The organism is Cupriavidus sp. KK10 (assembly GCF_018223725.1).
GTDB lineage: Bacteria > Pseudomonadota > Gammaproteobacteria > Burkholderiales > Burkholderiaceae > Cupriavidus > Cupriavidus necator.
In genome coordinates, this window is record NZ_CP073678.1 from 840,988 (window position 1) to 863,154 (window position 22,167).

The following is a 22,167-nucleotide window of genomic DNA, read 5'->3' on the forward strand; positions in this document are numbered from 1 at the left end:
GGTATGGTGGCAGCCAAGCCTGTGCCAGAAAGATACGCGTTGACGCGCCGGCCTGTCCCCACCCGAATCGAGGTGTCTCGCCCACGGTCGTCTTGCAGCAACAGCTGCTGGTTCTGCACGCTGCGCGACGCCCGCTGAAGTTTGCGCAGTGCGATGCGGCCAGAATGCCAACGTGCATCCGGGCGGATGCCCGACGCTCACAAACCAGCGACTATGGCCAACCTTCCGGGAAATGACCGCTTCATTTGAAACGCCGGCGACATGAGATGGCCGTTCTGCCGCCGCTGGCGCGCTGATTCTCCCCGGCGTCCGTAGTCAGCCATGCTCAATGCCAATGGGTGAAGCGTCCGCTATTTCCTGCGCGCCTCCCATCGGCTGTCATCCAGAACCAGCCGGAATCCGAGATGCGACATGCTGTTGTACGGGTCGGTCCCCCGGCGTGCGCTTGGCCGATAGCTGAGGCAATAGTCCTCGTTGCAGAGGAAGGAGCCACCGCGGGTGACGCGCTTGGGTGCACTGACGGGCACGCCCGCGTCATCGGGGTCCCAGGACGCCGCCGGACCTGCCGGGTTGTCGACAAGGCGGCCGGAACCTGCCTCCTGCCGGAACTGGTCGGCGCGGTACCAGTCGGCCACCCACTGCCATGCGTTGCCGGTCATGTCGGACAGGCCATAGCCGTTGGCCGGGAAGGTGCCAACCGCGCTTGTACCGAGCGCGCCACCGGCCTTCGGACTGACCACTGGAAACGGCTGCGCCTGTCGGCCCTGCCAGACGTTGGCCATCTGCTTGCCGTCAGGCGCGAATTTCTCGCCCCAGGCATAGGTCGCCTGCTCCAGTCCGCCACGTGCGGCAAACTCCCATTCGGCCTCGGTTGGCAGACGCTTGCCGACCCATCGGGAGTAGGCCTGGGCGTCCTCGTACGACACCTGCACGACCGGGTGGTCGTCCTTGCCGTCGATCGACGTGCCGGGGCCGCCGGGGTGGCGCCAGTCCGCACCAGGCACATAGCGCCACCATTGCGAATAGTCCTGCAGCGGCACCGGGCGAGGCGTGCCGACGAAGACCATGCCACCCGGCACCAGGTCGCTGTCGGACGGGCGCGGCGTGCCGGCGGGCAACTGGACCTTCAGCGTCTCCCAGTCGGGTGTCTTCTCGGCGGTGGTGATATAGCCTGTCGCCGCGACGAACTTGCGGAATTCGGCATTCGTGACATGGTGCTGGTCCATCCAGAAGCCATGCACGTGAACCTTGTGCGCGGGCCGCTCGTTGGGCTGCGCCAGTTTGCTGTCGCTGCCCATCAGGAATTCCCCGCCGGGGACGTGAACCATCCCCATCGGTCCGCTGACGCCATCGCCGGGCAGTATGATGGCCGGCCCGGACGGTGCCGTGCCGGCCATCCATGCCGCATACCCGGCCCCCGCGGCGACAGCGCCAGCCAGTAGCGCCAGCGTCACGCGCCTGCGCCGCCGGGACGGCTCTGCCGCGCTGGCGCCTTCATTCTGCGCTGCCCGCAGCATCCGAGGTGCTGATCCTTCCTTCTTCACGACGTACTCCTTTTCCTGCGATCTGCCATCTGTCGCGAAGGGATGCGCGGCGCCAATGCCGTGGCCTGCCGCGCCTCCCCTCATTTCAAGTCAAACACCACCTTCTCGATCTTGCCATTGAAGGCGAACGGCGGATTGTAGGTAAAGTCCACGGGCGAGCCGGCGTCCATGCCGATGTCCATCCCCTCGACCAGACTGATCATATTGGGTATCGTCTTCGGCACCACGCCCTCGGCGACCTTCTTTCCGTTGACCGTCATCACGACGGCCATGGCCTTGCCGCGTTCCTTCGGGCCACCCTTGTAGGTCACGTCGACTTTCACCTGCACCTTGCCCCTGGGCAACGGCTCCTGGCCGGAGAACGCGAAACGTTCGATCGAAAGATAGTTGTAGACGAACGTCGGCTTGCCGTCACGGATGTACAAGCCATAGCCGCCGGTGCTTCCACCGTGTGTCGCGATGACCCCCTGTGCGCCGCCTTGCGGGACCTCGACATCTGCCGTCAGCGTCCAGGACCGGTTGAGCAGGCGCGGAGCCGCCTCGTTGGGCAGGGCAACCTGTCCGGGGTAGTAGGTCAGCGTCCGGCTGTTCCCGGCCAGGCTCGGCCGGCCCATCAGTTCGGCATTGAATTTTTCCACCCCGCGCCAGTCCAGCGGCAGTACGTTGTGCCGGGCCGCTTCCGCCCACCACAAGTCCTGCAACTCACGCAGCTTCTGCGGATTCGCGCTGGCCAGATCCTCTGCCTGCGAGAAATCCTTGTCCAGGTTGTAGAGCTCCCACTTCTGCTTGTCGGGGTCGAAGACCGAGCGATTGGGCTGCCACGGCACGAAGCCCATCGCCGAGGCCATCCAGCCGTTGTGAAAGATGGCCCGGTTGACGGACAGCGAGAAGTACTGGGTGGTATGGCGGTCCTTGGCCTTCGCGTCGTTGAACGTGTAGGCGAAGCTGACCCCTTCGATCGGTTTTTGCTGCACGCCGTTGAGCTGCGTCGGCGGCGTGATGCCAATGGCCTCATAGAGGGTGGGGACGACGTCGATCACGTGGGTGAACTGGCTGCGCAGGCCGCCCTTGTCCTTGATATGCCCCGGCCACGCAATGATCATGGGGTTGCGGATGCCGCCGAGGTGACTGGCGATCTGCTTGGTCCACTGGAACGGGGTGTTCATTGCGTGGGCCCAGGCAGCCGGGAAATGGTTGAAGTGCTTCGGGCCGCCGAGTTCGTCGATGACTTTCAGGTTGTCCTGCCATGTCTCGACGATGCCGTTGAAGAAGCGCGTCTCGTTGAGCTAGCCTTCGATGCCGCCCTCGGCACTGGCGCCGTTGTCTCCGGCCATATAGATGAAGATAGTGTTCTCGCCGCCGGGCAACTGTTTCACGGCGTCGACGATCCGGCCCATTTCATGGTCGGCATGCGCGCCAAAGCCGGCGAACACTTCCATCATGCGGGCATAGAGCCGCTTCTGCTCGGGATTGAGAGAGTCCCACGCCGGCAGGCTTTCCGGGCGCGGCGTGAGCCTGGCATCGGCCGGGATGACACCGAGCTTCTTCTGCCGCTCGAACGTCATCTCGCGGTATTTGTCCCAGCCTGCGTCGAACTGGCCCTTGAACTTGTCGATCCATTCCTGCGGCGCGTGATGCGGCGCGTGCGTCGCGCCTGGCGCGACATGCAGCAGGAAGGGACGGTCCGGCGCAATGCTCTTGACCTGGCGTGCCCAGGCAATGGCGTGGTCGGCCAGGTCAGTCGTCAGGTGGTAGTTCCGGTCGGTCGAAGCCGGGACGAGATTGCGGTTTTCGTACAGGACCGGATGCCATTGATCCGTGTCCCCACCCATGAACCCGTAGAAATAGTCGAAGCCCAGCCCGTTCGGCCAGCGGTCAAACGGGCCCGCGGCACTTGCCTCCCACGGCGGCGTGTTGTGGTTCTTGCCGATCCACGCCGTCATGTAGCCGTTCTGCCGCAGTACTTCCGCCACCGTGCCGACGCTGCGCGGCAACACGGCGGTGAAGCCTTCATAGCCGGTGGCGACTTCCGCGATGCTGCCGAAGGCGGCGGAATGGTGGTTCCGCCCGGTGAGCAGCGCGGCCCGGGTCGGACTGCACAGCGCCGTGGTGTGGAACCGGTTGTAGCGCAGGCCCTCGGCTGCTAGCTTGTCCATGGTGGGCGACGGCACGCCGCCGCCGAACGTGCTGAATTGCCCGAAGCCGGCGTCATCGAGCAGGATCACCACCACATTGGGCGCCCCCTTTGGCGCCTTGACCGGCTGCGGAAATTGCCCAGGGTCGGAATCGAGATAGGTCCGGCCGACGGTGCCCTGAAAGCGGAAGTCGGGCCGCGGCAGCACGCTCGGGGTTGCCGCCTGGGACGGCGCCGGCGTCGCGGATTGCGCCTGGGCGTCTGTCGCGTTCGCGAAGAGACCAAGCAACATGGCGGCAGAGACTACCGCGCAGAACATCCTTGGCATATTCATGACATCCCTCCTGGAGTTCAGCATGTGCACAGCGGTGCGATAACCGGTGGCGACGGATGAAAGCAGGCGTTTCACGGATTTGCCTCGTTTATTTGCTGTAAGAAGAACAAGCGGCAAGGGGCGGCGTCCTGCCCTGCCCCCCTGCCCATGACGCCGGACTGTGCGAATGGCTCCGCAGCGCCTACCTGGCTGCCGGCGCTGCCGCAAACGTGATGTCGTCAATCCTGCCGGTGAACGGGAATGTCCCCTTCGACCCGTAGCCCGGACTGACCGCGGAAATCGAGTCCCGGCCAACTTCAAAGGGCTCGGCCCCGTGGCGGCGCATGCCGGTGCCGACGCTACCCTCACCGGCGAGATCACCGTTGACAAACAATTTCACCGTCGCGCCGTTGTTCAACGCGCTACCGCGCTTCGGTCCGTTGGACGCATACTCCAGCCGCACGGCGACCTTCCCGCCTGGGAGCGGTGCCCGGACCTGAACGGTCGAATGCTCGAAGTCGGCGGAGTTGTAGTGATAGGTAAGCTTCCCATCCAGGACGTACAGGCTCCACCCGCCGGAGCGGCCGCCGGCGGCAGCGATGACCCCTTCGGCACCCGCCGGCGGAATCGTCAGCGTCGCCGTGATGACGTGTGAGTTCGGGTAGACACGCGGTCCGCTCGGCTCGGGCAGGCGAACGTTGTTCCCGTGGTAGGTCCAACTGGTGGGGAGTTCGCCGGCAATACGATTGCGCGGATCGCCACGCTCCGAGAAACGCGAGTCCAGCGGGAACACGTCATACTTCTTCGCCTCTTCCAGGAACAGCGCCTGAAGCTGCCGGAGCTTCTGCGGGTTGGTTGCGGCGAGGTCATCGGCTTCGCTGAAATCAGCGTCGACGTGGTACAGCTCCCACGGCGCGTCGAGGAAATTCCCCACTCGCCCGACCAAGTTCCACGGCACGCCAAACCGGCTGGCCGCCACCCAGCCGTCGTGGTAGATGGCTCGGTTGACGAACATCTCGAAGTACTGCGTGGTCCTGCGGCTCCTCGCCTTCGCATCGGCAAACGAGTAAGCCATGCTGACACCTTCCATCGGCTTCTGCGGGATACCGTTGACGACCTTCGGTGCCGGGACGTGAGTGGCTTCGAGAATGGTCGGCACGACGTCGATCACGTGATGAAACTGTGTGCGCAGCTCGCCATGCGCCTTGATGCCAGCAGGCCAGTGAACCACCAATGGATTGCGGGTGCCGCCAAAGTGGCTGGCGACCTGCTTGGTCCACTGGAACGGCGTGTCCATGGCCCAGGCCCAGCCGACCGGAATCTGCGGCTCGGATTCAGGCCCGCCGATCTGGTCCAACCGCTTGTTGAGAACCTCCAGCCCCGGGTTGTATCCAAGCAGGCTGGCAATGTCATTGAACGATCCCTCCAGGCCGCCTTCGGCACTGGCCCCGTTGTCGCCAACGATGTAGAAGATCAGCGTGTTATCAAGCTCGCCGGCCTGGGCGACGCTGTCGACCAGGCGGCCGATCTCATTGTCTGCGTACGCGAGGTAGGCAGCATAATTCTCCATCAACCGGGCATATACACGCTTCGCGGCTTCCGGCTGATCGTCCCAGGCAGGAATCTCCTTTGGCCGTGGCGTCAGCCTGGCATCCTGCGGAATCACGCCAAGCCGCTTCTGCTCGGCGAAAGTGATTTCGCGCTGCTTGTCCCACCCCTGGTCGAACCTACCCTTGAACTTGTCCCGCCATGCCTTTGGCGCATGATGCGGTGCGTGCGCTGCCGCTGCCGCGTAATACATGAACCAGGGCTGGTCCTTCTTCGCCGCCCGGATGCCGCCAAGCCAGTTGATGGCTTCATCCGTCATGTCGGCGGTGAAGTGATATCCCTGCTCCGGCGTCCTGGGCTGTGCGACCGGGGTCGTGTTCCGGTAGAGAACCGGATACCACTGGCTCGTCTCGCCCTGGTTGAAGCCGTAGAAATAGTCGAAGCCAAAGCCTGTGGGCCAGTGGTTGAAGGGGCCTGCCGGGCTGATCTCTGTCTCGGGCGTGTTGTGCCACTTGCCGAACATGGCGGTGGCATAGCCATTGCCCCGGAGAATTTCGGGCACCATGGCGGTGCTCTGGGGAATGATGCCCGTGTAGCCCGGGTATCCGGTGCCAGTTTCAATAATCACGCCGGAACCGGCCGAATGATGATTGCGGCCGGTCAGCAAGGCCGCGCGCGTGGGCGAACACAATGCCGTGGTATGGAACGTGTTGTATCGCAGACCGCCTTTTGCCAGGCGCTCAAGGGTTGGCGTGGGAACCGGCCCGCCAAAAGTACTCGCTTGCCCGAAGCCCACATCGTCCAGCATGATGATCAGCACGTTCGGGGCACCCTTCGGCGCCTTGAGCGGCGCGGGGTAGTCAGGTGTCGAATCTTTCACGGTTTCGCCGATTTTCCCGCGAAAAACCGGATCCGGCCTGGGCAATGCCAGGCCGGATGTGCTCTGCATAGCAGTCCGTTCCCCCTGTAGCGGACCAGTCTGCGCCCTGGCATTACTGACCAGAAGCCCTGTCGCAACAAGGGCCAGAATCATCCGAAGATGTGGAGCCATAAATCGTTCCCCGCGGTTCCCGTTTGCCGACATTCCCAATGGCAAACACATGCCGTGCAGATCTGGTTCACCGACCCGCTGTTTCCCGATGATGCCGTCAGGTGACCGAGTACCCGCCGTCTACCGGTACCGTCGCGCCATTGATCAGTCTGGACGCGGCCGATGCCAAGAACACAGCGGTTCCGGCAACGTCTTCCGGTTGCCCCCACTTGCCGTCCGGAATACGGCTGACGATCTTCCGATTGGCCTCTTCGTTCGCTTGCCCGGCACGCGTGAGCGCGGTACTGATCCAGCCCGGAGCGATGGCGTTGACGCGGATCCCGTCCGCGGCAAAGCTGATCGCCAGCGACTTCGTCAGCGACACCACGCCCGCCTTTGCCGCGCCATAGGCGGGCACGCTGGGTGAGCCGAAGTACGAGTACATCGAGGCAATATTGATGATGCAACCCTTGCTTGCCTTCAAATGCGGGCGAAAAGCGTTGGCAAGGCGCAGGTTGCCAACCAGGTGAATGTCGATGATGTCGGCAAATACCTCGGGCTTGTACTCCTCGTTGCTGGCGCGGCCGGCGCAGTGAATCAGTACGTCCAGCTGATCGACGCTTGCAGCCAGTGCATCGATGGCTGCGCTGTCGCGCACATCCAGGGATGCATAGCGAATGCGTGAATCGAGGCCACTCGCCGGAATCACGAGATCCCCCACGATCACGCTGGCGCCGTGCTCAAGGAACGCCTTGGCGAAGGCGCCGCCGATGCCACCGGTACCGCCGGTGATCAGGACTTGCTTTCCTGCTACGCTGAAATCGGGCATCTTCATCTTCTATGCTTTCAACTGACAGACCAATGGACGGCGCCAGCGCATGGGCGCCGGACGAGGGTTAGCGGCCCAGCGCCGCGATCACCGCGGCCCGGATCTCCGGGTGCCCGCCGAACGGGTCGCGGGGATTGTGCATGCCCAGGATGTCGTCGAAGCGCGGCTGCACGGTGGCAAGCGATTGCGGCTGCGGGAAGATGTAGAAGCGATCATCGCGGATCGCATCGAAGGTGATGCGCGCCACGTCTTCCGCACTGATCGTCGCCCCCGCGATGCCCCGGTCGAGCATGGCCTGCGCGGCCAGTTGCGACCGGCTCATGGCCGTGGCGCTGCCGCCATCGGCCGGGCGGTTGCGCTGCGAGCGATTGATGCCGGTGGCCACGAAGGACGGGCACAGGACCGAGCACTTCACCTGTTCCGAGACGAGCCCCAGATCATGGAAAAGCGTCTCGCTCAGCGCCACCACCGCTTGCTTCGAGACGCAGTACAGGCCAAAGGTCGGCGCCGCGGTCAGCCCGGCCATGGAGGCGGTATTGACGATGTGGCCGCGGTAGCCGGGATCGGCTTGTGCAGCGGCGAGCATCAGCGGCGTGAAGACGCGCAGGCCGTGAATGGCGCCGTGCAGGTTCACACCCAGCGCCCAGTTCCAGTCTTGCTCGGTGCTTTCCCAGACCAGCCCGCCAGGGGCCACGCCGGCGTTGTTGAACAGAAGGTTGACCTGGCCGAATGCGGCCACGGCCGCATCGGCGAGCGCCTGCACGTCGGCAGCCTTCGACACATCGGTGCGGCGCGCGATGACGGCAGCGCCGGTTGCCTGCAGCTCCGCCACCGTGGCATCCAGGGCACCCTGCTCGATATCGGCAAGCACGAGCTTCATGCCGAGCGAGGCGCCCAGGCGGGCGAACTCCTTGCCGAAGCCAGACGCACCGCCAGTGATGACAGCGACTTGGTCGCGGAACTTGTCCATGCTGTGTCCCCTGTTCCTGTTCTTTTGTTCAGCGCACGCTGTACGCAGCACCCAGGCTTCGGATGTACTTCAGCGGCGACATGCCCCGCTCGCTTGCGACCTTGTTCAGCATCATTTCAATAAAGCCGGAATCGCCGATGTTGACGAAGTTGCCATCGGCATCGAAGTTGATGTTGGCGCCGTAGATAACCATGAACATGTCGGTCGGCTCAGTGTTGCTGGCGGGCGTGGTGAACTGGTGGATGGAGCCGCCCGGCTCGTACAGGTAGCATCCGGCGGTCTGGGGCTGGTGGGGATACTGCGAGTAGTTCCAGTTGCCGCTCATCGTGAACAGATGCACGGTCCCGGTATGGAAGTGATTCGAAAGCACTATGCCGGGGCCGACTCTTGCGCGTACGACCCAGATGCCATTCTGCGGGTCGAGGAATAGCGGACAGATGTCGGCGCCGGGTACCGGGAAATCCGTGATCCACGGCTCCTTGTCCGAATCGATGGTGAGCAGGTTGTCCTGATGGGTGATGTATGTCGGCAGTGGCATGCCAGTCTCCTTGGATTCTTTGGATCTTCTGTGTGATGGCGCGGCACGGGCGCGGTGGTCCGTAGCAGCCTCTTTGTCAGGGGAGATGCTAGCTTGGCGTTGCGCCGGGCTGTATGGCATATTGGGACAAGACATAGTCATTTTCGGTCAACCGTCCGCTGGCCGCTTTGCCCCGAGGTTATGAATGCCACGCAATGACCAGTTGCCGCCCCTGAGTGGATCCAGCGTGCAGCTCCTCCTCCAGTTCGGTCTGGACCATGGCCTTCCGGGAGACCGTTGCCTGGCAGGCACCGGCCTCGATTGGCAGTATTTGTCCGACCCCGCCTGCGTCGTGCGCGTGGACCAGGAGCTCCAGCTGATCCGCAATCTGGCGCAGGCACTGGGCGACATCCCCGGCGCCGGCATCCAGGCGGGCCTGCGTTACCGTCTGGCCAGCCGCAGCGTGTGGGGCTTTGCCCTGCTCAGTTGCGCCACGCTGCGCGATGCGATCGGCATGGCATTCCGCTATGAGAGTCTCTGGAATCCGCTGACGGAATTCCATGTCGAAGAGCACGATGACCGGCTTGTCACGACCATCGACGACAGCGCGCTGCCGGAAGATCTGCGGGCGTTTATCGTCGACCGCGATCTTGGCATCTCCATCAGCTTCATGCGCGATCTCATCGGCACCACGCTGCCGGCGGTCAGCGTGGCGCTGCGTCGTCCCCAACCGGCCGACACCCTGCCTTACGAGGATATCTTCGGCTTGACGCCGGTTTTCGGGGCCGCGCAGAACAGGGTTGTGCGAAACGCGGCAGGGTATCTCGACCGGCCCCTGCCTGGCGCCAATACCGAAGTGGTTCGCCAGTGCGAGGCACAGTGCCAGGCCTTGCTCGCGAGATGGCCGGCGCGGGAGGGCCTGGCAGTCCAGTTGCGCAACAGGCTGGTCGCCCGGCCGGGCGCGTTGCCTGGCATGGAAACGCTGGCCGAGGAACTCCACATGAGCCTGCGCACGCTGCGCCGCCGCCTTGCCGACGAAGGCACCAGTTTCCGGCAGTTGCAGGACGAGGTGCGCGAAGCCCTGGCCGAAGAGCTGCTCGCCGAAGGGCTGAAGCTGGAGCACGTGGCCGATACCCTGGGCTATGGGGAAGTGTCGAACTTCATCCGTGCATACCGGCGCTGGAAGGGCGTGACACCGCACGACGATCGCGGGCGCCTCAGATTGCATATCAGCTCGCACTAAAGGCATCGGCCGGCGTCGCCCGGCTTCGACCCCGCCGCCAATACAGTCCATGTATCGGCCAACACATCGAAAGTATTTTCCAGCTTGTCATCCTTGCTCGTAGCATCGGGTGGCCTTGGCGCAGCCACGGCACCGGCTGGGACTCCGCTGTACCCATCCACGCGTTCCAGCTTGCCAGGGTCGCCCGTAAGCGCGAGCGCTTCAAGGCAGCCGGCATCCTGGTGGATTGCGCTCCCGGGAAGCCCAAAATGCAAAGGATCACAATGGAACAGGAAGTCAGGAAGGGGCCGCTGGCGGGCATCCGGATCATCGAACTGGCCGGCATTGGCCCCGGCCCGCTGGCGGGCATGATGCTGGCCGACATGGGCGCCGAGGTGCTGCGCATCGAGCGCCCCGGCGAGACCGACCTCGGCGTGAAACGCGAGCGCCGGCATGACCTGATGCTGCGCGGCCGCAAGCCGATCACGCTCGATCTGAAGGATCCGCAGGCCGTGGCGGTGGTGCTGGATCTGGTTGCATCGGCCGACGCGCTGATCGAAGGCTATCGGCCCGGCGTCACCGAACGCCTGGGCCTCGGCCCGGATGTCTGCCTGGCGCGCAACCCGCGCCTGGTCTATGGCCGGATCACCGGCTGGGGACAGACCGGGCCGCTCGCGCATACCGCCGGCCACGACATCAACTACATCTCGCTCACCGGCGCGCTCAACGCCATCGGCCGGCGCGGCCAACCGCCGTCGGTGCCGCTGGCCTACCTGGGCGATTTCGCGGGCGGCGGCATGTTTCTGCTTGCGGGCGTGCTCGCCGCGCTGCTCGAGGCGGGCAAGTCCGGCAAGGGACAGGTGGTGGACGCCGCCATCGTGGACGGCGTTGCCGCGCTCGGCAGCGTGTTCCACGGCATGGTCGCCGCCGGCCAGTGGCGCGCCGAGCGCGGCACCAACGTACTGGACTCGGGCGCGCACTACTACGACGTGTACCAGTGCAAGGATGGCGGCTGGATCTCGGTGGGCCCGATCGAGGCGCGCTTCTATCGCGACCTGCTTGCCCGCCTCGACATCGACCCGGCCTGCCTCGGCGAACAGGGTGACCAGACCAGATGGGAAGCCGCGGGCGAGCGCCTGGCCGAGGTTTTCCGCACACGCACGCGCGGCGAATGGTGCGATCTGCTCGAAGGCACCGACGTCTGCTTCGCCCCGGTGCTCAGCTACGAGGACGCGCCGCACCACCCGCACCTGAAGGCCCGCGGGACCTTCGTGGAGATCGACGGTGTCATGCAGCCCGCGCCCGCGCCGCGCTTCAGCCGCACGCCGTCGGCACTGCCCGCATCGCCGCGCAATGCCGATGTGCGCGACTACGAGCAGACCCTGGCTGGCTGGCTGCCGCCGGGGCGGATCGAGGCTGTCCGCGCCCTGTCCGAGCGGGTGGCTTCGGCAACGGCGAGCGGCCTCGCTGCTCCACCTCGTTGAGCATTCGGCATACCTGAACACGCAGAGGCCTGCCGGGGAGTAATACCGCCTGAGTCTGACGACGGCTGGCGCCTCACCTATTGCACAAGTCGGAAGGAATGGGGACAAGCGCGGACCCGACGCTGTCCCCGACCCGCTTCTGCACACTGGCGGCCGCGACATCCATGCCGGTCACCGGCGCTCGCATAAAGACCGGCAGCCATAAGCCCCTCCGTGGTTTACCCTCTCCCACCCATTCCCTCCGTTGCGCGCGCGCTGACCGCAGACAAATAATGGTGCGCAGTCGATTGGACACGAATCACAGGGACACCATGAAGCGTTCATCACGCGGGCATCGCAGCTGCGATCCAGAGACCCTTCGCTTCGCATGACGTCCAGCCGCTGAGCGGCACGCGCACGGATACCGCTGCGCGCCACCACCAATTCCGACGTATCGGAAAAGTTCCAGACAGGCACACCCTGCGTGCGGGACCGCGTTCGTCCCTGCTGCGCGGAGATCTGCTGCACCAGTACCGCATTCCAACACCTCAAGAGGAGACAGCAAGATGGGCACATCCCCGAATATCAACCCGAATATCGACGTGAAGCAGTTCATTGACGAACAGCGCTTTTCCCCCTACCAGTGGTGCATCCTTGTGGTCTGTTTCGTGGTGATCGCCATCGACGCCTACGATGCCCTGACCGTCGGATTCGTGGTGCCGGCGCTGATGCAGGCATGGCATATGGACAAGGCCGTATTCGGCCCGGTCATGAGCGCTTCGATCGTCGGCATGGCCGTCGGCGCGATAATCTCGGGCCCGTTGTACGACCGCTCCACGCCGAAGACCGTGATGGTCGTCTCCATGATCATGTTCGGCCTGTGCAGCCTCGGCAGCATCTTCTCTGAAACACCGCTGTCGCTCGGCATCTGGCGGCTGCTGACCGGCCTCGGCATCGGTGCGGCGGTGCCCGGCGTCAACACGCTGATGTACGAATATGCGCCTTCGCGGCGCAGCTCGCTGGTGATCAACACGATCGCCTGCGGCGGGATGCTCGGCGCCGCGGCCTGCGGTGTCGCGGCCGGGCTGCTGGTGCCACAGTATGGCTGGAAGTGCCTGTTCGTCGTAGGCGCGGTGCTGCCGATCATGCTGGCGCTCGTGGTGCACTTCGCCATGCCCGAACCGCTGCGCTTCATGGTCATGCGCAACTGGCCGGCCGAGCGGATCACCGCGGTGCTGCGCCGCGTCGCCCCGAAGCACGACTTCAATGGCGCCCGCTTCGTCGTCGCCGAAGAACAGGCCGAGGACCGCAAGTCAGGCATGGGCGTCTTGCTTTCCCGTCGCCTGCGCACCGGCACCCTGATGCTCTGGCTCGCTTACTTCAGCGGCACCTTCGCCTATTACCTGCTGATGGGCTGGTTGCCCACGCTGCTTCAGGAAGCCGGCGCATCGCTGCGCCACGCCACGCTAGCCACCAGTGTGCTCTCCGTGGGCGGCATCGCCGGCGCACTCTGCTTCGGCTGGCTGATGGACCGCTTCGACCGCAATACCGTGATCGCACTGGCCTTCGCCGCGGGCGGCGCGTCGATCTGGACGCTCGGACACCAGGCCGGCAATCCGGAACTGCTGCCGGTCATCCTCTTCATCGCCGGCGCCGGCCTCAGCGGTGCGATGTTCTCACTGCCCGGCCTGGCGGCCGCGTACTACCCGACCAACGGCCGTTCGGCGGGCATCGCCTGGATGTATGGCGTCGGACGCCTCGGCGGCATCCTGGGGCCCGTCGCGGGCGGCATGCTGCTGCATACCAGCGGCGGGGCCGCCACGTTCTACGCGGTCGTTACCGCGACCATCCTGGTGCCGGGATTCGCGCTGTGGATCAAGCGGCGAGCCACTTCGCGCAATGCGGACGTCGAGGGTGTCGGTGTCATGCGCGACGCTTGAGAAGTCATAGCGCCCGCTCAAGTTGAGGAGGACAGAAAATCCGGGCGCGCTGCCCGGGCCCTCCCCGATCGTTATCAAGCTTCGATTCCTAAGGACATTCACGATGAAACTCATTCTGGCTTGCACGCTCTCAGTCCTCAGCGCTGCGGCAGCCGTCATGCCGGCCCACGCCCAGAGCAATGCGCCCATCTCTCACGCGGCTCCGATGCTCGCCGTCACGCTGGACAACTACATCCGCGCGGAGAGCGACAGGAGCCTTGAGTCCGTGGTGCGGCGGGGCGGGTTCGGCAAATTCTTCAACCAGCGCGAGCTCGCGCCGATCGACCGGCAGGTTGTGGTGCGCCCCAATCGCGATACGCTCTATTCGCTGGGGGTTGTCGACCTTGACGCAGGCCCGGTAACCATCACGATGCCGGATGCAGGCAAGCGCTTTATGTCGCTACAGGTGATCGACGAAGACCACTACACGCATGCCGATATCTATGGTGCTGGTACCTATACCTTCACGCGCGATCGCATCGGGACGCGCTATGCGCTGATGGCTGTCCGGACACTGCTCGATCCGGATAGCCCCAGCGATGTGGCGCAGGCTCATGCGCTGCAGGATGCGCTGAGGCTGACACAGAAGCATCCTGGCAGCTTTGAGATCCCCAACTGGGACCAGGCTCAGCTGACGAAGCTGCGCGAGGCCCTGCTTGTGCTGGGGACCACCGTCCAGGACACGAGGGGCATGTTTGGCGGCCCGCGCCAGGTAGATCCGGTGCGCCGTCTGGTTGGCACCGCACTGGCCTGGGGAGGCAGCCCTGAGAAGGACGCCTATTACCTGCCGATCACGCCGGCGAAGAACGACGGCGCGACCATCTACAAGCTCAGCATTGGAGAGGTGCCGGTCGATGGCTTCTGGTCGGTCAGCGTCTACAACGCCAAAGGCCTGTTCGAGCCGAATAAGCTCGGCTCTTATTCGCTCAACAATCTCACGGCGAAGAAGAATGCCAACGGCGAGGTGATGATCCAGTTCGGCGGCTGCGACACCAATACGGTGAACTGCCTGCCAACCATGCCGGGCTGGAACTACCTGGTACGACTCTATCGCGCGCACCCGTACGTCCTGAGTGGCAAGTGGAAGTTCCCGCAGGCGCAGGCCGTCAACTAGGAACCGGCTTCTCAATGAGGCAGGGGCGCACGGATCCAGCCGATGCGCCCCTTCTACCCGAACTCGCTCCTGCGGAGCGACGACGGACTACTGACGCACCAGGTCCGGCAGCTTCCAAGTCCTGTCGGTCAGGGCCTTGTCCGGCCCGTAGAAGCGGAACGCTGCAAACCAGTCCTTGTCAGGCGTTGTGTAGATCCAGTTTGCCTCCTTGCCCGCCGGTGCCTTCGGACCGAAATAGATATCGACCGAGCCGTCAGCGTTGCGCTGCATGTCGTGGCTGTAGGAATCCAGGTTGATCCGCGGCGAGCCGCGCATGAAGCCACCCGTCTCGACGTCATAGATCGTCACCGCCCAGAACTGCCTGGCCGGAACGTTGGGCGGAACGTGCAGGACATAGCTGTGGTTGCCGCCCAAGGCCTCCCCGGTGGCGTCGTACCACGACGTCAGATAGGCGGTCGCCTTGCCGAGCCTGGCAGGGGGAGCATAGGCGAGGAAATAGAAGGCGCCGCGGGCATCCGTCTCCAGGTGGCCGTCCGTCCGGAAGCTGAACCCTGTCTTTGCACCAACCGTGCTTGGCAGATTGCCCCCCCAGCGCGAACCCGGCCACCAGGGTCTGGCACCAGCGCGCCAGGTACTGATAAACGCTGCGTGGGCTTGCTGTACGCCGGCGCGCAAGGCCGCGCGCGTGGCCGGATCGGGATCGAAAGGCTTGCCGCGCCCGATGCCCAGCCCGCTGATGCGGGCCGTGATTGCGGCATCCCCTGGCGACTCCGGCTCCTCGCTCACCATCCTTGCCAGGCGCGCATAGAAGCTCTCATCGTACCTGACGATGCCATCGAAGACTTTGCCGTCCATATCGATAAATCGCTGACGTGGTGGCTTGCCGGCGTGCGCAAGCGGATAGAGCCGGAGTCGCTTCAGCAGTCCGATGGTCCTGGCAACATCAGCTGCGGACGACGAGGCTGGCGAGAAGCGCAGCAGCGCGTAGCCGTTGTACGTCGAGGACGGGATTGCGATGTAGCCCGGGGGAGCGTCGCCCTTGAAGCCTGGCGGCAATAGCAGGTACTTTCCCCCCTTCCCCTCATCCTCCCCGGCCGGGCCGACATCGGCCAGTGGCACCTGCCATGCGTCGAGCACGCTGCCGAAGATGCCGGCGCCTTCGGCAGCCGGCAGATCGAGCGCCACCGGCCCGTCCTTCAGATTGAAGTTGAAGTAGACGTACAGGGACGACGAATTTGGCGTCGTGGTCTGGTTCTTCCAGTCGGCCGGCCTGGACCAGAACACGATGTCGTTGTATGCCGCTCCCGCGTCGCGGAAGAACGCCTCGCGCATCGCATCCACGCTGACAATCGGCATGCCCCAGACGGCTGCTTCGGCCGCGAGCTGTTGCCGTGAATCGACGGTGGCCCCGGCAGGCAGGGTGGCGGCACTGGCCGCGGCTCGCGCTGTGATGAAACTTCCCGCCGCGAAGAGATGGCCGACGATGAGGACGACAGCGGTGAGCCCCGTATTGCATCGTTTCATATCAATCCTGTGTGTTGGTTTGACCGTCCCTTGCCGACAGGAGATGGCATCGGCATCCGGGGTCATGCAGATGGTGACCGCCGCGGCATCTGTTGTCGCTTCTCCTCGCTGCTGCAGAGGGACATGCCCCGGGGCGGAGCTCATACTGGTCTCGGCCCGCGGTCCTGTCGCCTCCCCATCTGGGGGGCCGAGCCCTGCCGTGTCGCGCGAAGAGCCCGAGGCAGCCTCTTAAGCTCCGGTATGCCTGCCAGGAATGCCCCGGAAAAATAGGAATTGGACATCGTCAAACCGAGCGGGGGATCATCCACGACACACGCTTTACCCCTGAATCCAGGAGAGCACGATGAAGCTCAGCAAGAAGGTAGCGATTGTCACCGGCGGCGGAAGTGGCATTGGCGAAGCCACCGTACGGAGGTTCGTGGCCGAAGGCGCGAAGGTCGTGGTGGCGGATATCACTGATCGTGGCGCGGCACTTTGTGGCGAGTTGAACGAGGCGGGACACGAAGCGCTGTTCTGCAGAGCCGATGTCGCGCAGGAAGGCGACATCCGTCACCTGATCGAGCAGACCGTCAGCCGCTTCGGCCGGCTGGACATCGTCGTCGCCAATGCAGGGATCGGGCAAGCAGCGGTTCCGTTGGAGCAGACCGAACTGGATAGCTGGCAACAGATGATCGATACCAATCTGACCGGCGTATTCCTGACCAACAAGCACGCGATCGTGCAGATGAAGCGACAACAGTCCGGGGGAGCCGTGGTGAACGTCGCCTCGATCCTGGGGCATGTCGGCATGGCCGGCGCCACGGCTTACAACGCCGCCAAGGGCGGCGTGGCGAATCTAACCCGTTCGATCGGGGTGGCTTGCGCCCAGGACGGGATACGTGTCAACGCGGTATGTCCGGGATTTGTCGACACCCCGATTCTCGATGCCGCAGGCGAGGAGAAGAAGGCGCGGATCGCAGCGATGCACCCGATCGGCCGTCTCGGGCGGAGTGAGGAGATTGCCGCTGCGATTCTGTTCCTGGCCAGCGATGGCGCCTCCTTCATGGTTGGCGCCAATCTGATCGTCGATGGCGGTTATACCGCGCAATAGGATTAGCGGGATGGACGGTGTACCCGTCTCACAGAGATCTGGAGGTGAAGACATGCGTATGCAGGACAAGGTCGTGCTCATCACGGGCAGTGGCACGGGAATCGGCAAAGCGACGGCGTTGCGCCTTGCGCGCGAAGGCGCAACGATCGTGGCAACGGATATCGACCCCGCAGGCGCCAGGGCCACTGCCCAGGCTGTGGAGGCGCTGGGTGCCAGGGCCATGGCGTTGCCGCTCGATGTCACCAGTGAAGCCCAATGGAAGCAGGTCGTCGAGGAAACACTCGCGGCCTTCGGCCGCTTCGATGTCCTGTTCAACAATGCAGGCATCTGGATCATCAAGGCCCTGGCCGACACCACGCTGGAGGAATGGAACCGGCTTATGTCGATCAACGTGACGGGGACCTTCCTCGGCATGAAGCACGTGATGCCGCAGATGGCCAGGCAAGGCAAGGGCTCCGTCATCAATGCCTCGTCGGTCGCCGGCCTGGTCGGGGCCGCGGGCAACGCACTCTATGGCGCCAGCAAGGGCGCCGTCCGCTTGCTGACCAAGGATGCGGCAATCGAGTACGCGAGCCGTGGCGTGCGTGCCAACTCGATCCATCCTGGCCTGATCCAGACCGCCATGGCCGACTACGCGTCGGTGACCATGGGAGCCAGCCAGGAAGAGCTCGGGCAGCGGCTTGCCCCGATGGGCCGCGTCGGTAAGGCCGAAGAAGTCAGTGACCTGGTTCTGTTCCTGGCGTCGGATGAGTCGTCCTATATCACCGGTGCCGAGTTGGTCGTGGACGGCGGCCTGACCGCACGATAAGACCTTGCTGCCACGTTCCCGAGCACCGCGCGCATGGAATGGGCACCGTCAGGTCATGGCATGAGTTCACGGAATACCCCGGAAAAGATTGAATTGGACAGTCCGGACAGTGCGAGCGAGCATTAAGAAAACAGAAGCAAGCGCGATCCGACAGAGGTGCCTCGCCCCCGTCGGCCGGATCCCATCAAGATGGCAAGGAGACATATGAAAGCCGCAGTGCTACACCAGACCAATTCCCCGTTTGTCATCGAAGACATCGGCATCTCGAAGCCGGGACCGCATGAGGTCCTGGTGCGGACCGCCGCGGTCGGGGTGTGCCATTCCGACCTTCACTTCGTTGAGGGATCGCTGCCGTTCCCCCTGCCCGCGGTGCTGGGGCACGAGGCAGCCGGCATCGTCGAGCAGGTGGGCAGCGAGGTGCGCACGGTCAAGCCGGGCGATCACGTCATCAGCTGCCTGTCCGCCTATTGCGGGCATTGCGACCATTGCCTGACCGGGCATCTGTCACTGTGCATGTCGCCGGACACGAAGCGCCGCGATGACGAGGAGCCGCGCCTGCTCGCCAGGACCGGCAAGGCCATGCCGCAGTACATGAACCTGTCGGCGTTCGCCGAGCAGATGCTGGTCCACGAGCATGCGCTGGTGGCGGTCCGGCGCGACATGCCGATGGACCGTGCGGCCCTGATCGGCTGCGGGGTGGTGACGGGGGTCGGCGCGGTCATGCATACCGCAAAGGTGCAGCCGGGCGAGATCGTCGCCGTGATCGGCTGCGGTGGCATCGGGCTTGCCGCCATCAACGGCGCCGCGATTGCCGGGGCCGGCCGCATCATCGCCATCGACCGCCTGCCGGTCAAGCTGGAACTGGCGCGCAAGTTCGGGGCCACGGACGTGATCGATGCCAGCAGCACCGACCCCGTGCAGGCGGTGCGGGAACTGACCAGCGGCGGCGTCCATCATGCCCTCGAGGCCATCGGACTCAAGCAGACCGTGGAGCAGGCCTTCGGCATGCTGCGCCGTGGCGGCACCGCGACCGTGGTGGGCGTTGTCCCGCCCGGCGTCGAGATCGGCATCAAGGGCTTCGAGCTGATGGAAGAGAAGCGCCTGCAGGGCTGCCGCATGGGCTCGAACCGCTTCCCCGTCGACATGCCGCGCCTGGTGGACTTCTATCTGTCCGGCAAGCTCAAGCTGGACGACATGATCTCGCGGCGCATGCCCCTGGAGGGCATCAACGAGGCATTCGACGAACTGCGCCGTGGCGAACTGGCCCGCTCGGTGCTGATGTTCGAGCAGTAAGCCATCGCGCCTGCCGCCCGCGCGACGCGGGCATCTCCAACGATCAATGCGACCCGTGCCGCTGTCCCGCAAGGGGCAACGTTTGCCCTGCACCGGTACCGCCGCGCCCACAACAGGTGGTTCACATGGAAAGATTCGATGCAATCGTGGTGGGTGCGGGCTTCTCCGGCCTGTACATGCTGCACAAGCTGCGCGAGCAGCGCATGAGCGCCCGCGTCTATGAAGCCGGCGACAACGTCGGCGGCGTCTGGTACTGGAACCGCTATCCCGGTGCCAAGTGCGACGTCGAGAGCATCTACTACAACTACACGTTCTCTGAAGAGCTCTACAAGGAATGGACGTGGACCAGCCGGTATCCGGACCAGCCGTCTATCCTGCGCTATCTGAACCACGTAGCGGACCGGTTCGACCTGCGCCGCGACATCCAGTTCAAGACGCGCGTCACCGCTGCCCACTACGACGAGAAGGCGCGCGAATGGCGGGTGAAAACCGACGACGGCAAGACCGTGGCCGCCCGCTATTTCATCTCGGGCGCCGGCTGCCTGTCTGCGGCCAACCGGCCGGACATCAAGGGCCTCGAGAGCTTTCGCGGCGAAGTCTTCCACACCGGTACATGGCCGCACCAGCCAGTGGAGTTCACCGGCAAGCGCGTCGGCGTGATCGGCACCGGCTCCAGCGGCATCCAGGCCATTCCGGTCATTGCCGGGCAGGCTGACCAACTCTACGTCTTCCAGCGCACGCCACAGTACAGCACGCCGGCGGCGGACCGTCCCTACGATGCCGAGCACATCCGCGAGGTCAAGGAAAACCTCGGCGAGATCAGGACCCGCGTGCGCAACTCCTGGTCCGGCGTGCCACGTTCGCCGATCGCGATGGAGCGCAGCGCACTGGCCGAGCCCCCCTTGCAGCGCAGGCAGACCTACGAGGCCGCCTGGCAGCACGGCGGCTGGATCCATTCGTCGTATAGTGACCTGATCACCGACGCACAGGCCAACGAGACCGTGGCGCAGTTCGTACGCGACAAGATCCGCAGTATCGTGAAAGACCCGCAGGTTGCAGACAAGCTGACGCCGGGTTATCTCTTCGGCACCAAGCGCCCTGTCATCGACACAGACTACTTCCAGACCTACAACCGCGACAACGTCACGCTGGTCGACATCAGGCAGGATCCGATCACCGAGATCACGCCGGACGGTGTGCGCACGGCGCGCACCGGCTATGCGCTGGACGCGCTTGTGCTGGCCACCGGCTACGACGCCATCACGGGGCCGCTGTTCCGCATCGACATCCGCGGCAAGGACGGCATGTCTCTGCAGGACAAATGGGGGGGCGGCAAGGAGATCCACACCTACCTGGGCCTGGCCAACGCGGGCTTCCCCAACTTCTTCACGATCACCGGCCCGCAAAGTCCGTCTGTGCTCAGCAACATGGTGTGCTCCATCGAACAGCACGTCGAGTGGATCGCCGACTGCCTGCGCCACCTGCGCGACCAGGGACTGGACACCATCGAAGCCACGGTGACCGCCGAGCAGGCATGGAGCAAGCACTGCGCCGAGGTGGCCCACACCACGCTGTTTCCGCGCGGAGAGTCCTGGTACACCGGCGCCAACATCCCGGGCAAGACCATGCCTTTCCCCATCTACGTGGCAGGCGTGAATGTCTACCGCGGCGTTTGCGACAAGGTCGCCGCCAACGGCTATGAAGGCTTCGCGCTGACCCGTTCCGCCACCGCACGCTGATCGTCGCTGCCGGCATTCGTCGCCGGCAGCCATTCTCCCCTTCCGTTCCGCTCTCCGGAGAATCTCAAGCACCATGGCCCTTGATCCCAAAGCCAGGCACATCCTCGACCTTGTGGCAGCCGCAGGCAATCCGCCGCTGCACCAGCGCACGCCGGAGCAAGCGCGCGCCACGCTGGTGACCCAGCCGCTTGCCGGCGAGCCCGAACCGGTCGCCAGCGTGGAAGACCGCACCGTGCCGGCCGGCGACGCCGCGCTGCCGGTGCGCATCTATCGGCCGGACGCCACCGGGCCGCTACCCGCGCTGGTGTACTACCACGGCGGCGGCTGGGTTGTCGGCAACCTCGACGCCGTGGACGTGCCCTGCCGCCGGCTGGCCAACCGGGCCGGCTGCGTGGTGGTGTCGGTGGATTACCGGCTCGCGCCCGAGCACAAGTTCCCGACGGCTGTCGAAGACGCCTACGCTGCCGCCCGCTGGGTGACGGCCAACGCCGGCGCGCTCGGCGTCGACCCGGCCCGCGTTGCCGTGGGCGGGGACAGTGCCGGCGCGAATCTCGCCGCCGTCGTGGCGCTGATGTCGCGCGACCGGGGCCACTTCCGCCTGTGCCACCAGACGCTGCTGTATCCCATCACGAACCACTCCTTCGACACGGCCTCTTACCGCGACAACGGCGAGGGCTACTACCTCACGCGCGACGGCATGGCCTGGTTCTGGAACCACTACCTGGGCGACGCGCAGGACGGCAGACATCCCTATGCGTCGCCACTGCTGGCGCCGGACCACACCGGCCTGCCCCCGGCGCTGGTCATTACCGCCGAATTCGACCCGCTGCGCGACGAGGGCGAAGCCTACGGACGCCAGCTGGCCGCCGCAGGCGTCCCCGTCGAGGTAACGCGGTACGACGGCATGATCCATGGCTTCTGCTGGATGCCCGGTGTACTGGCGCAGGGCGGACAAGCACTCGACCAGGCCGGCGACGCACTCAGGCGCGCATTCGCGGCAAGCGAGACACGCGAGGCAACCCCCTACAACCACTGACCCTACCTCCGGTA

16 protein-coding genes and 1 pseudogene are annotated in these 22,167 nt (G+C 64.8%); 9 read left to right on the plus strand and 8 right to left on the minus strand.

Annotated features, from left to right (window positions below):
* Positions 1-350: 350 nt before the first annotated feature.
* From KB879_RS35185 to KB879_RS35210, 7 genes and pseudogenes are all read right to left on the minus strand, one after another.
* A complete protein-coding gene (locus tag KB879_RS35185) occupies positions 351-1,397 on the minus strand; it encodes a formylglycine-generating enzyme family protein (RefSeq protein WP_249221535.1) in 1,047 nt (348 codons plus the stop codon).
* A gap of 227 nt (positions 1,398-1,624) precedes the next feature.
* Positions 1,625-2,623 carry a hypothetical protein gene (locus KB879_RS39795; RefSeq protein WP_371827475.1) on the minus strand — a complete coding sequence of 333 codons (999 nt, stop codon included), beginning with the start codon at positions 2,621-2,623 and terminating at the stop codon, positions 1,625-1,627.
* Positions 2,603-4,036 (minus strand): annotated as a pseudogene (locus KB879_RS39800) (arylsulfatase); the annotation flags it as partial. The gene KB879_RS39795 and the pseudogene KB879_RS39800, both read right to left, overlap by 21 nt.
* Positions 4,037-4,193: 157 nt before the next feature.
* Entirely contained in the window at positions 4,194-6,488 is a 2,295-nt protein-coding gene (locus KB879_RS35195; protein WP_249221357.1) for an arylsulfatase, read from the minus strand.
* Positions 6,489-6,687: 199 nt separating this feature from the next.
* A complete protein-coding gene (locus tag KB879_RS35200) occupies positions 6,688-7,404 on the minus strand; it encodes an SDR family NAD(P)-dependent oxidoreductase (protein ID WP_371827428.1) in 717 nt (238 codons plus the stop codon).
* Positions 7,405-7,465: 61 nt separating this feature from the next.
* Complete coding sequence (locus KB879_RS35205; RefSeq protein WP_211982380.1) at positions 7,466-8,368, minus strand: SDR family oxidoreductase; 903 nt, start codon at positions 8,366-8,368, stop codon at positions 7,466-7,468.
* Between the two features lie 28 nt (positions 8,369-8,396).
* On the minus strand, positions 8,397-8,906 hold the full coding sequence (locus KB879_RS35210) for a 2,4'-dihydroxyacetophenone dioxygenase family protein (RefSeq protein WP_211982382.1): 510 nt from the start codon (positions 8,904-8,906) through the stop codon (positions 8,397-8,399).
* 184 nt (positions 8,907-9,090) lie between these two features.
* On the opposite strand from KB879_RS35210, the gene KB879_RS35215 reads away from it, so the two are divergent.
* From KB879_RS35215 to KB879_RS35230, 4 genes are all read left to right on the plus strand, one after another.
* The gene (locus KB879_RS35215; protein WP_211982384.1) at positions 9,091-10,128 is read left to right on the plus strand and encodes an AraC family transcriptional regulator; all 1,038 of its coding nucleotides are present in this window, start codon (positions 9,091-9,093) and stop codon (positions 10,126-10,128) included.
* A gap of 248 nt (positions 10,129-10,376) precedes the next feature.
* Positions 10,377-11,591, plus strand: coding sequence for a CaiB/BaiF CoA-transferase family protein (locus tag KB879_RS35220; RefSeq protein ID WP_249221358.1), 1,215 nt, complete (start codon positions 10,377-10,379; stop codon positions 11,589-11,591).
* A gap of 545 nt (positions 11,592-12,136) precedes the next feature.
* Positions 12,137-13,510, plus strand: coding sequence for an MFS transporter (locus KB879_RS35225; RefSeq protein WP_211982387.1), 1,374 nt, complete (start codon positions 12,137-12,139; stop codon positions 13,508-13,510).
* Between the two features lie 205 nt (positions 13,511-13,715).
* Complete coding sequence (locus KB879_RS35230) at positions 13,716-14,663, plus strand: DUF1254 domain-containing protein (RefSeq protein WP_249221359.1); 948 nt, start codon at positions 13,716-13,718, stop codon at positions 14,661-14,663.
* Between the two features lie 87 nt (positions 14,664-14,750).
* On the opposite strand, the gene KB879_RS35235 is transcribed toward KB879_RS35230, so the two are convergent.
* Complete coding sequence (locus tag KB879_RS35235; protein ID WP_211982391.1) at positions 14,751-16,331, minus strand: DUF1254 domain-containing protein; 1,581 nt, start codon at positions 16,329-16,331, stop codon at positions 14,751-14,753.
* Between the two features lie 199 nt (positions 16,332-16,530).
* On the opposite strand from KB879_RS35235, the gene KB879_RS35240 reads away from it, so the two are divergent.
* From KB879_RS35240 to KB879_RS35260, 5 genes are all read left to right on the plus strand, one after another.
* A complete protein-coding gene (locus KB879_RS35240) occupies positions 16,531-17,277 on the plus strand; it encodes an SDR family NAD(P)-dependent oxidoreductase (protein ID WP_211982393.1) in 747 nt (248 codons plus the stop codon).
* Between the two features lie 52 nt (positions 17,278-17,329).
* Positions 17,330-18,085: an SDR family NAD(P)-dependent oxidoreductase gene (locus KB879_RS35245; protein WP_211982395.1), complete on the plus strand. Its 756-nt coding sequence runs from the start codon at positions 17,330-17,332 to the stop codon at positions 18,083-18,085.
* Between the two features lie 204 nt (positions 18,086-18,289).
* Positions 18,290-19,378: a Zn-dependent alcohol dehydrogenase gene (locus KB879_RS35250; protein WP_211982398.1), complete on the plus strand. Its 1,089-nt coding sequence runs from the start codon at positions 18,290-18,292 to the stop codon at positions 19,376-19,378.
* Between the two features lie 125 nt (positions 19,379-19,503).
* Complete coding sequence (locus KB879_RS35255) at positions 19,504-21,117, plus strand: NAD(P)/FAD-dependent oxidoreductase (protein WP_211982400.1); 1,614 nt, start codon at positions 19,504-19,506, stop codon at positions 21,115-21,117.
* Between the two features lie 73 nt (positions 21,118-21,190).
* Complete coding sequence (locus tag KB879_RS35260; RefSeq protein ID WP_211982402.1) at positions 21,191-22,153, plus strand: alpha/beta hydrolase; 963 nt, start codon at positions 21,191-21,193, stop codon at positions 22,151-22,153.
* Positions 22,154-22,167: the final 14 nt, after the last annotated feature.